The sequence below is a fragment of the Psychrobacillus sp. genome (assembly GCF_056205495.1).
Genome location: NZ_JBAEAP010000169.1, coordinates 1 through 10,189, shown reverse-complemented (window position 1 = coordinate 10,189; position 10,189 = coordinate 1). Strand labels below are relative to the sequence as shown.

Below are 10,189 nucleotides of genomic sequence, written 5' to 3'. Positions count from 1 at the left end.
AGTTTTAGCGATTGACCAAGCCCAATCATTGCTTCCAATATGGACGAATCCTTTTCAGATGCTGGTATCTCATCTATAAAAGATTTGTCTATCTTTAACGTGGAAATGGGCATTTTTTTTAAATAGGACAAAGAAGAAACTCCTGTGCCAAAGTCATCTAAAGCTACGGATAGCCCTTCCTTTCGAAAAGCGATGACGGCTTGGATTGCTTTTTCTATGTTTCTAACAAAGCTCGTTTCCGTTATTTCAAGCTCCAGCTGAGAGGCTGAAACCTCATAATTCCACATATTGGCTTGTAATACTTGGAGAAGTTTTGGTGAGGTTACATAGTCTCCAGGTATATTAATAGAAATTTGCCCAAAAGAGATACCCTCTTCCCTCCAACTTGCGATTTGTTTACAAACCTGTTCAATTATCCAGTCCGTAACTCTCTCCATTCGATTATGTGATTCGAGTATAGGAATAAACAAAGCCGGAGATAGTAGTCCATGAATGGGGTGTTTCCATCTGAGTAAGGTTTCTAAACCTTCCACTTGATTCCCTTTAAGAGAAACTTTCGGCTGATAGACTAAGAACAGTTCCCCCGTTTTAATGGCACGACCAATTCCATCCACTATCTCACGCTCAAAAGCATGTGTGTGAATAGCTGGATCAAAGAAAATTACCTCATTTTCAAATTTAGTAGAGGAGTGGCGGATAACAGCTAAAGCGTTAGCATACAAGGTTGCTGCCTCGGTTTTATCCTTAGCTTCTGCAACCGCACAAACGGAAGAAAGATACGTTTTTTCCCCATCAATAAAGAGTGGCGTTTGTAGATATTCGGAAATTCTCTGCATAGCTTCTTTTACATGTGAGCCTTCCTTAACATCCTTCATCAAAAAAGCGAAGCGGTTCTCTTCAATTCTATATAGTTCAGAGGATGGCGGTCGCATTGATTGAAATCTTTGAGCTGTTAGCTTAATCACTTCATCAACGAACTGATAACTATATTCTTTATTGAGCTCCTCTAATCCATGAAGCTGCCATATGATTAAGTATTCCGGAAATAAATGCTTTCGAAGATCTTGCTCAAATAGTCGGCGGTTTGGTAGTTTTGTAAATGAATCAAAAAAATTCGTGTGGTACGCCACATAACGATCTATTTGACCCAATAAAAAAAGTATACCAAGCAGTAATGCCATTCCGACAGTGACAATGATAACTAAGCCACCTATATTTCCCATGTCATGTGCAAGTGCGTGTGCCTGAAAATCACTTGGCACAAAAAAAGTGACTGCTGACATACCCGTATAATGCGTACTAGACACTGCTAAACCCATAATTAGAGCAGTAAATAATTGAATCCAACGATTTTTCATATAAAGTTGCAGGTTTGAAAAAATATAGACGGCTAACATCGAGATTGCCACTGATATACCAATAGAAACTATAAATATTAAGTAGTTATAAGAATAAGAGATATCCATTTTCATGGCATACATTCCCATATAATGCATGGTAGAGATACCAGCTCCCATCGAAACTCCAGCTAGGATATAAACCCAAAGCCCTCTTTTCGGTAGGTTAGATAAATAAAAGGCTATGAACGATGCTACCATTGCTGGCACGATAGATAAAATAGTCAGTGTAACGTTGTATGTCATATGGACAGGCAAGGAAAAAGCACTCATCCCAACAAAATGCATAGACCATATTCCAAATCCCATAGCAATAGAAGCAAACATTAACCATAGATTTCGATGAAAAAACCCAATCCTCTGCGCTCTTCCATTCATAGTCAGGGCTGAATATGAGGCTATTACGGCTATTAAAATGGACAATATAACAACGGAAGTAGCATAGTCACCTTGAATGACGACCATATCCTCTTCCAAATAATTTTCAAACATTCAATTTATCTCCCTTAACATTTTCGTGTCTATAAACGTAAAATCCATGTTTCTATAGTAATCACCCTCCTTTTATCGGCAGTGAGTACTACAACTTAACTCATCTCGAAGCTCTACTAAAACTTTCTTTTGAAGGTGATACCGATCTCTAAATATACCTCAATTGGAAGTGATAAAGATACCAAAATCGCAAGACGAGAAAAATAGCTTCATTCCCATTAGATTTTATGAGTGGTACCATCCAGTAAGAATTGGCTATACAAGTAAATAGAAAAAACTATAATATTCTTTTAAGGGGGAGATTATATGTCTTTAAAGGCTGGGGATATAGTTAGGTTTGAAAGAACTTTTACATTAAATGATGTGGAATTATTTATAAAGATTTCAGGGGATGAAGGCATTCATCATATGAATCCAGATGCTCAAGGGAGAGTTGTCATTCAAGGATTACTGACTGCAACATTACCGACTAAAGTGGGTGGAGATAACAATGTATTGGCTCGTCATATGGACTTTGAATTTCTAAAACCAGTCTATACCGGAGATACAATAACTTGTGAGGTTACGATTGATCAATTAGAACCGAAAGAGAAAAGAACTTCTATCGTTGCATCCTTTAGATGCCACAATCAACATAACACTGTAGTGCTAAAAGGAAGTTTCTCAGGGGTCATATTATAATCACTATAAAAAAGCAGTCTGTTCCAACTAGGAAACGGACTGCTTTTTAGAAGGCTAAGTGTGCTAAATGATTGCTTGAAAGTATTCGCCAAAGTATAGTTTCGCTTCCTGCTGTCTCGCCCTGTTAATACCTACTAGTACCGTCGTTGCTGGACCAGCAGATTTTTCGACTTCCCAGCCTTTCATATTGCACTCGAGCTCTAGTTGCTTACATTCACCTGCTATTCCTTTAGAGCCGACCGGCCAAACAGCATGAACCAATCCAGACCTCATTGCCCCCCAAATTTTTTTTAGGTCTGCGATTTTGTCTGCTTCTTTAATAACTTCTTCCCCTACACATGGCTTTCCATAGGCATACCATTGAACATCTTGATTGTGTTTTAGCTGTTGCTGACCAAGCATGGTAATAGCCACGGCAGATTGCATGGTTTCTATATTCGTTTCGCTGCTACCTGTAACGGTTGGACATTCCTCTGCAATCTCATTAAACAATTTCTTTATTCCTTTTATATACTGGTTCCAGCTGTCATTCCCTGAAAAATTATGAACCACTATCGTTTGTGGGTAGGCACTAGCTGCCCATTGCTCCAAAATGGAGACTCGAGTGGCAAAGTAGGCAACTACCTCATCTGATATAGATACCACATCGTTTTCCTTTTCACCTATCGCTGCCGAATTATCAGTGGTTAGTACTATCCCATTTGGCAATAATATAGCATTACGCATGTGTCTTCACTCGTTCCATTACCTTTTCAACAACAGGAGAAACAATCATAGCAATGGAAGCATTAAGTATAGTTGCCAGCGTGATACCCGGTAAAGCACCTATGAAGAACGCAGGTGAAATAATCCAGTAGAAAGGTAAGGTTGCTAGTACACTATTTGCAAAGATAAAGAAAACCCATTTCCAAAAGTGATATCCCTTTTGATGGAGCTTTGTAAAAACAAATAGAATTACAAACATCTCCAGGGCTATGATTATATGTAATGGACCTAATGGGAACCCAGCTGATAAGGAAGAGACTAGATGACCTACTAGAGAAGCCGCTCCTGCGTATATTGGCGGTAAAAAAAGAGCGGAAATAAGTGCAGGCACTGTATCTAGTGCTGCACTTCCAATCCCCACTGGAATCTTGATCAACGCTCCAATTGCACAAAGAGCTGCGAACATGGCTGCAAGTGTTAATAGTCGAAGCTTCATATAGATTACTCCCCTTCTTTTTTCTCGCTTCCAACGTTTTTAAAGACTTTTGCGCTTCTTACATATTCAACATCACTTACGTTTTCCCGCACGTTTGCCACACGAGCTGCTGCAAATAAATAATCCGATAAACGATTTAAGTAACGCTGTACAACTGAAGGTACATCCTCTTGCGTTTTAGATAACGTTACAGTTAATCGCTCTGCACGACGAGTAATGGTACGCGCAATATGAAGAGTCGCTGCAGCTGGAGTTCCTCCTGGAAGGATAAATCGCTCTAATACTGGACCTTCTTCTACTAATACATCAATGCGTTTTTCCATTGCCTCGATTGCCTCATCGGTCATTTTATAGATTCTACGATTAGAAACGTTTGCTAAATCACCACCACAGTCAAATAGCTCGTGCTGAATCGTTTCCAAATCCTCTAGAAGATCTGCAAATTTGGATGGGTCTAACTCTGTCACTGCTTTTCCTATAAATGAGTTTACTTCGTCGATTGTCCCGTATGCCTCTACTCGAATATCGTCTTTATCCGTTCTGCCTCCGATTAATCCTGTTTGTCCCTTGTCACCGGTTTTTGTGTAAATTTTCATTGTGAACATCTCCCTTTATAGTTTGTGGAATACCATACCAAATACGTGTAACACTCTCTGCAACAGCAAAAAGCTGCTGATAAAATCTTCCCACATCATCCCTAAGCTTCCGCATACTAGCCTCCATCGGAACAATCCCTCTTCCGATTTCAGTAGAAATCACATAAACCTCTTTTTCCGCATCCCATTCCTTTAAATGCGTAAACCATATATTTAGCTGATCTTGTTGCAGGGTTTCAAGTCCTGTTATCGCCAGTATTTCTTTATCGAGAACTAATGTCGTAGGGAATTCTTCCTCTGCATCAATCCATTGAACATGACGTCCAGCTAGCTTTTTTTCTACAAAAGCTCTTTTTCCATTAAATGCTCCACCGAATATGACGTGCAACGCTTTCCCTCCAGTACTTCTTGTCTATCTTTCCAACACAGTGTATACATGCTTCCATGGGGCACATCCCATTCCCAAAACTTTTTAGAGTCATTTACAAATTTACTTAACAATGCCCGAATAGGCCCACCGTGAGTAATTATAATGGGATGATTAGAGCTAGTAATAACTTCACAAAACCCACTTGTTACCCTTACTTCTAGCTGTCGTAGAGATTCCCCTCCTGGCGGGGCAATACATTCATAATGGTCGAGCCACGCCTGGTACTTTGCTTCATGCTTTAATTCCTCGTATGTTTTTTCTTCCCAACTACCAAAGGAGCATTCTCTCAGCTTAGCACTTTCAATATATGGAGTATCTCTAAAAATTATATCGGCAGTCTGGCGGCATCGCAGTAAATCACTCCCAAACACTTGTGTTACTTCTCCTATCTTATTAACGGTCTTTAGACCAGTAATAACGGGCTCATCTGTCCATCCAATATACTTTCTATCAGTATTCCCTTTCGTCGGAAGATGTCTTATGAGAGTAACAGTAAAAGCGTGATCCATAGAATAACCTCCGTCAGCTCTAGGCTGGCACCGAGTAAGTCACCCGTAATGCCCCCGAAATTCTTTAACGTCCAGCTACGATATACACAGCTAAATACGATTAACACGCTTAAGATTGTAATCGCAATAAGCCAATACGTCGTTAGACCAATTAAACAAATGACTATAAACAATGAGCATGCTATTAACGGTAATAGTATTGGAATATGAATCCTTTGCTTAAAGAAATGGGCAAGACCGCTCTTTTTAGCATTTAGGGTAGTACTAAATAGCGACACAAGAACTATGCGTGATAAAACAGGAATAAGCACTATAAATATCCAATGAAAACTTTCAGAAGACAACACCTCGGCTATGATAATTATTTTACCTACAATCAACAAAACAATGGCCATCACACCGAATGCACCAACTCGAGGGTCGTCTAAAATTTCCATTCGTTTTTTTAAATCTCTATAGGAAAAAAAAGCATCTGAAGTATCTATAAAGCCGTCCATATGGAGTCCACCTGACAGTAGGATTCCAAGACTGACAATGACAAATGCAGTCATTAAGGAGCTCCATTCAAAATAGAGAGCCAAACTGGCGGTTGATCCAATGCCAGCTCCTACCAAAGGAAAAACAGTATACATCCCAGTTATATGTCTTTTTTCCATCGGCAGATTTTTTTTAATCGGAATAATGGTAAAGAATTGAAGGGCCAATAACAGGCTATTCATCATTCCACCTCATTTCCACTGATGCCCCAAACCATACTCCATCTCATATGCTTCATCAGCTTTAGCAACTAATTTTTGATGAATACGACCAATCCATTGCTGATAAAGAAGTACACTATCATAACTGGAAACTTGTTCATCGAGCACTTCATTTGATACAACGACCATTACCTTCACCTTTTCTAGCAATCGGTCGATTGTTTTAAATAGCTTCTTTTCAACCTCTTCCATGTCACTAACGTAAAGCTCGTTTGCTAGCCAAGTCGTGACACAGTCCCAAAGGATTCCATCTGTCGCCTTGATTGCTGGCACTAGTTTCTCCAAATATCTCGGTTGCTCAATCGTAATCCAGTTTACCGGATAATTTTCCCGATCTCTTTGGTGATGTGCAATTCTTTGTTCCATTTCTCTGTCTGTTGCTACACCTGAAGCAACGTATATATTACGAGGAGCCCGCTCGTTCATCAGGTATTGCTCCGCAAAGTGGCTTTTCCCGCTCCGCACTCCCCCTGTTATAAAGACAAGCTTTCCTCGAACCATGTGGTCAACTCCTTTTTCAAGTGCTGCATGTCAGCTTCTTTTTTCATCCCTACTCTAAACCAATTACCATCTAATCCTTTAAAGTTTTCCGTATGTCGTAGCACGCAGCCTTTAGCTAGTAAATATTCAAAAAAATCCTTCGACTGAAAAGGGTCGGGAAGCTGAAAGCAAAGAAAATTTGTTTGAGATGGTAGCACTCTACAATTAAGCCCCTCTAAAAATTGAGTGAAGTCCGCTCGTGCCTTTCGCGCAAAATGAATAGCATGCTGTCTATACTCCTCTTCCTTGAAGCACTGTGCACCAATCGTAGTTGCCAATGCATTACTATTCCAGTGAGGCAGCCTTGAGCGAATACCATCTATTGTTGCTTTTCCCGCTACTGCATAACCAAGTCGTAGCCCTGGAATTGCATACATCTTAGTCATGGAACGGACAACTATTACATTAGGGAAATCATTTAAATAAGGAATGAAGGATTCCTTTTCATCTATAAAATCTAAGAAAGCCTCATCCAACACTAAATCACAATCGCACCTTTTTGCATGCTCCGCTATCTGCAAAATTTCCTCTAACGGAATCAGGTAGCCAGTTGGATTGTTTGGCCTACATATATACATAACATCTGCCTTCTCTACCTCGCTGAGTACCTCATTCATCTGAAGCTTGCCTATAGCTATTATCTCTGTAACGATTGCCTTATATGGTTTGAGCGTGGCCTCATATTCTGAAAAGGTAGGGTGAATAACCACGGCTTTTTTTTGCTGATAGCGTATAGCTAAGCTTGCAAAGATCTCTGCCGCACCATTTCCAATCAGTATTTGTTCAGAGCTTACCTCGTGATACATTGCAGCTGCGCTTAGGAATGGCTCTCCATAGGGATCTGGGTATTTCGTTATTAGATTTGCATAGGATTCCCACTGTTCCCTCACAAAATCGGGGGGACCAAGTGGATTCACATTTTCGCTAAAATCAATGACCATCTCAGGTATTGGAATGTTTAGACGTTGATATAATTGGTGAGCATTTGCTCCGTGGCTAGGTAACGACAAGTATTAAACCCCCTATCCCCGTCATTCCAAGCCAGAAAAGAAAGACGGCTGTGTGTAAATGGGAAATCGCTCCTAATATATGTCTTGCACTTAAAGGAACCTTACGAATTCCCATCAATGCACGATTGGAAACGACTCCTTTATATGTATTTCTTCCGCCTAACTGTATGCCTAATTGATAAGCAGTGGCTGCTTCTAAAAAGCCGCTATTGGGACTCGGATGCTTCTTAGCATCCATCCACCACCCCTTCATTCTCTCCTTCAAGGGAATGTCAGCTTCCTTTCTTCCTCCCAGCATAATGGCCAACCCAGTTAATCGACTCGGGATATAATTCGCAACATCATCTAACTTTGCTGCTGTATAACCAAACTCCTCGAACTGTTCATTTTTATAGCCAACCATGGAATCTAAAGTATTGATTGCTTTATATGCCCACAGACCAGGAGCACCAAATAAGAAGGCAAAAAATAGAGGTGCAGTAACTCCATCACTTATATTCTCAGAGACGGTTTCTACTACCCCTCTAGTTATTTCCTCCTCGTTCAAGTATTCCGTGTCTCTTCCTACAATCCATGAAAGCTTAACCCTTGCATTAGGTAAATCCCCCTCTATCAAAGGCTTGTATACATCCATTGCAGCGTTCTTCATGCTTTTTTGGGCGAGGCCAGAAGCAATAAGTATACTTTCTAGCGCAATTCCTAAAACAATATGAATAGAATAAGCAACGGTTACAAGCACGAGAGCAACGCTAAATGATATACCCACTATAACTAGGACTAGGATCAGCCCTTTAAGCTTCCTCTTACTACCTTTGTTTAATTGCTTGGTTAGCCATGAAATAAGCGTGCCGATCCAACGGACTGGATGAGGCCAATTAGGAGGATCTCCTATTAATCGATCTAGCAGAAGACCAATTGCTATTGCTATCATATGAGATGCCATCTTACACCCATCCCTTAGCCTTTTTATATATCTGAATAGCCTCCACTGTACATTCAAATACGCCTTGCCCAATCTTTTTACCAATCTCTGTTATAGGACCTGCGTATTCAATAGGAGTGCCTTTTTGTGTAGCAGCAATTAGGACGCTATCTGTCGAGGTACCGGTCGCAAGTGTACCAGTCCTTGAATCCATCACTTGTTCATGAGCCATCGCTTTCGTTTTAGCCTCCGTTGCAGTGATAACAGATTGAATAAACGCCTCCTCTGCTAGCTCTCCATTGATAACAATCCATGTATTGATCGTACCTACAGAGGGAAACATTTCAACCTCATGAGCTTTTGAGACATCCACTGCATTTCCAACCCCCGCGGTTACCATTACGACTAGATTACCAAGAGGTGTTTTGTACTCTTTTATGATAGCGTCCGTAGTTTTGACCGCTGTCATCATACCTACCGTATCTGCCTCTGATAATCCTTCGGCAGCAAGGTATTCTATCATTTCCTCCTGGACGTTATCACAATGGTAGCTCGCATCCACTCTTCGATTGACAAAGTTTCTATACCAGCCACTTCCTGCATTAATGACTGCAGATGACCACGTCTTTAATTGATTTTCTGCTCGGAAGAGAACATAATCATCCGTTACTTGAAAATTGGACACTGTAATTGGTTTATCGTCTTGTTTTTCCTTTACGTCTGGCAAAATGGTTATTTGTGGTTTAGGACGTTCTGGATGAGGACTAGTGCTAACTCTGGCTTCATACACGGTTTCCACTAAACTCTTTTTTACTACCTCATGCGGTTCTCCAATTACTTTAATCCTCCCTTGGTCCATCAATAGAAGCCTGTCACAGTATAGCGATGCAAGGTTAATATCATGAAAAATGCTAATTACCGTAATACCATTCTCAATTGCTTGTGTCTTAATCGTATCTAGAAGTTGTTTTTGATGAGCAATATCCAAGTGATTGGTCGGCTCATCTAACAGCAATATTGGAGCCTGCTGAGCCAATGCCTGTGCTACAAACACTCGCTGCTGTTCTCCTCCTGATAGAAGCTCTAGTAAATGCTTTTCATATTTGTCGATAGCAGTCAGCCTCATTGCTTCCTGTGTCGCTACCTCGTCCTCTTGCGACCATGTTGAAAACCAGCCCGACTGGTGGGGGTAACGACCGAGTGAAACCGTATCTCGAACGGTATGTGAAAAAGCTTGATTGTGCAGCTGCGGCAAAACGGCCAGCCTTTTCGCAAGCTCCTTTGAGGAATAGGATTTTAGTTGCTTACCTTCAATCAATACTTCTCCTGATGCAGGGGTAAGTATGCCACTCATTAATTTCAGAAGGGTAGATTTCCCGCTGCCGTTTGGACCTAATATTCCTAGCATCTCTCCTTTAGATACCTGGAAGGATACGTCATGCACGACTAGTTTTTGATTGTAACCACCAGAAATGTTTTTGATCTCTAGCATGCTAAGCAGCTCCTTTTTTACGTTGTCGGAAGAAGATAAATGCAAAAACTGGTGCACCTATAAAGGCAGTGATAACACCTATTGGAAGCTCTGTTGGAGATATAATGGTACGTGACACCAAGTCACAAATGATTAATAACGAAGCTCCGTTTATGAAGCTT

General features: G+C 40.6%; 13 protein-coding genes. 1 reads left to right on the top strand and 12 read right to left on the bottom strand.

The window, feature by feature from the left end; translation table 11 throughout:
* The coding region (locus AC06OU_RS05055) for a sensor domain-containing diguanylate cyclase (protein WP_475854385.1) at positions 1 to 1,889 on the bottom strand (1,889 nt) is incomplete at its 3' end.
* A 306-nt stretch (positions 1,890 to 2,195) separates the two neighbouring features.
* Here AC06OU_RS05055 and AC06OU_RS05050 point away from each other — a divergent pair.
* On the top strand, positions 2,196 to 2,570 hold the full coding sequence (locus tag AC06OU_RS05050) for an FAS1-like dehydratase domain-containing protein (protein WP_475854384.1): 375 nt from the start codon (positions 2,196 to 2,198) through the stop codon (positions 2,568 to 2,570).
* 63 nt (positions 2,571 to 2,633) lie between these two features.
* Here the strand turns inward: AC06OU_RS05050 and AC06OU_RS05045 are convergent, their stop codons facing one another.
* The 11 genes from AC06OU_RS05045 to AC06OU_RS04995 form a co-directional block, all read right to left on the bottom strand.
* Positions 2,634 to 3,296: a hypothetical protein gene (locus AC06OU_RS05045; protein ID WP_475854382.1), complete on the bottom strand. Its 663-nt coding sequence runs from the start codon at positions 3,294 to 3,296 to the stop codon at positions 2,634 to 2,636.
* Complete coding sequence (locus tag AC06OU_RS05040; protein ID WP_169361190.1) at positions 3,289 to 3,771, bottom strand: ECF transporter S component; 483 nt, start codon at positions 3,769 to 3,771, stop codon at positions 3,289 to 3,291. Before AC06OU_RS05040 ends, AC06OU_RS05045 begins: the two co-directional genes overlap by 8 nt.
* A gap of 5 nt (positions 3,772 to 3,776) precedes the next feature.
* Positions 3,777 to 4,367, bottom strand: a complete 591-nt coding sequence (locus tag AC06OU_RS05035; RefSeq protein ID WP_475854381.1) for a cob(I)yrinic acid a,c-diamide adenosyltransferase — start codon at positions 4,365 to 4,367, stop codon at positions 3,777 to 3,779.
* On the bottom strand, positions 4,342 to 4,755 hold the full coding sequence (locus tag AC06OU_RS05030) for a bifunctional adenosylcobinamide kinase/adenosylcobinamide-phosphate guanylyltransferase (protein WP_475854379.1): 414 nt from the start codon (positions 4,753 to 4,755) through the stop codon (positions 4,342 to 4,344). Before AC06OU_RS05030 ends, AC06OU_RS05035 begins: the two co-directional genes overlap by 26 nt.
* Positions 4,707 to 5,306, bottom strand: coding sequence for a histidine phosphatase family protein (locus tag AC06OU_RS05025; RefSeq protein ID WP_475854377.1), 600 nt, complete (start codon positions 5,304 to 5,306; stop codon positions 4,707 to 4,709). The genes AC06OU_RS05030 and AC06OU_RS05025 overlap by 49 nt, the downstream gene beginning before the upstream one ends.
* Positions 5,276 to 6,025 (bottom strand): adenosylcobinamide-GDP ribazoletransferase, encoded by a 750-nt coding sequence (gene cobS / locus AC06OU_RS05020; RefSeq protein WP_475854375.1) that lies wholly within the window; start codon positions 6,023 to 6,025, stop codon positions 5,276 to 5,278. Before cobS ends, AC06OU_RS05025 begins: the two co-directional genes overlap by 31 nt.
* A 9-nt stretch (positions 6,026 to 6,034) precedes the next feature.
* A complete protein-coding gene (locus AC06OU_RS05015) occupies positions 6,035 to 6,565 on the bottom strand; it encodes a bifunctional adenosylcobinamide kinase/adenosylcobinamide-phosphate guanylyltransferase (protein WP_475854373.1) in 531 nt (176 codons plus the stop codon).
* Complete coding sequence (locus tag AC06OU_RS05010) at positions 6,538 to 7,614, bottom strand: pyridoxal phosphate-dependent aminotransferase (protein ID WP_475854371.1); 1,077 nt, start codon at positions 7,612 to 7,614, stop codon at positions 6,538 to 6,540. The genes AC06OU_RS05015 and AC06OU_RS05010 overlap by 28 nt, the downstream gene beginning before the upstream one ends.
* A complete protein-coding gene (cbiB, locus tag AC06OU_RS05005; RefSeq protein WP_475854370.1) occupies positions 7,601 to 8,557 on the bottom strand; it encodes an adenosylcobinamide-phosphate synthase CbiB in 957 nt (318 codons plus the stop codon). Before cbiB ends, AC06OU_RS05010 begins: the two co-directional genes overlap by 14 nt.
* A 1-nt stretch (position 8,558) precedes the next feature.
* Positions 8,559 to 10,028 carry a heme ABC transporter ATP-binding protein gene (locus tag AC06OU_RS05000; protein WP_475854368.1) on the bottom strand — a complete coding sequence of 490 codons (1,470 nt, stop codon included), beginning with the start codon at positions 10,026 to 10,028 and terminating at the stop codon, positions 8,559 to 8,561.
* Position 10,029: 1 nt separating this feature from the next.
* Positions 10,030 to 10,189, bottom strand: a 160-nt coding sequence (locus tag AC06OU_RS04995) for an iron chelate uptake ABC transporter family permease subunit (RefSeq protein WP_475854387.1), incomplete at its 5' end; no start/stop codon positions are given.

Coding starts and splice junctions, on each gene's coding strand:
- AC06OU_RS05050 (WP_475854384.1), top strand. CDS start 2,196: ATGTCTTTAAAGGCTGGGGATATAGTTAGGTTTGAAAGAACTTTTACA.
- AC06OU_RS05045 (WP_475854382.1), bottom strand. CDS start 3,296: ATGCGTAATGCTATATTATTGCCAAATGGGATAGTACTAACCACTGAT.
- AC06OU_RS05040 (WP_169361190.1), bottom strand. CDS start 3,771: ATGAAGCTTCGACTATTAACACTTGCAGCCATGTTCGCAGCTCTTTGT.
- AC06OU_RS05035 (WP_475854381.1), bottom strand. CDS start 4,367: ATGAAAATTTACACAAAAACCGGTGACAAGGGACAAACAGGATTAATC.
- AC06OU_RS05025 (WP_475854377.1), bottom strand. CDS start 5,306: ATGGATCACGCTTTTACTGTTACTCTCATAAGACATCTTCCGACGAAA.
- cobS (WP_475854375.1), bottom strand. CDS start 6,025: ATGAATAGCCTGTTATTGGCCCTTCAATTCTTTACCATTATTCCGATT.
- AC06OU_RS05015 (WP_475854373.1), bottom strand. CDS start 6,565: ATGGTTCGAGGAAAGCTTGTCTTTATAACAGGGGGAGTGCGGAGCGGG.
- cbiB (WP_475854370.1), bottom strand. CDS start 8,557: ATGGCATCTCATATGATAGCAATAGCAATTGGTCTTCTGCTAGATCGA.
- AC06OU_RS05000 (WP_475854368.1), bottom strand. CDS start 10,028: ATGCTAGAGATCAAAAACATTTCTGGTGGTTACAATCAAAAACTAGTC.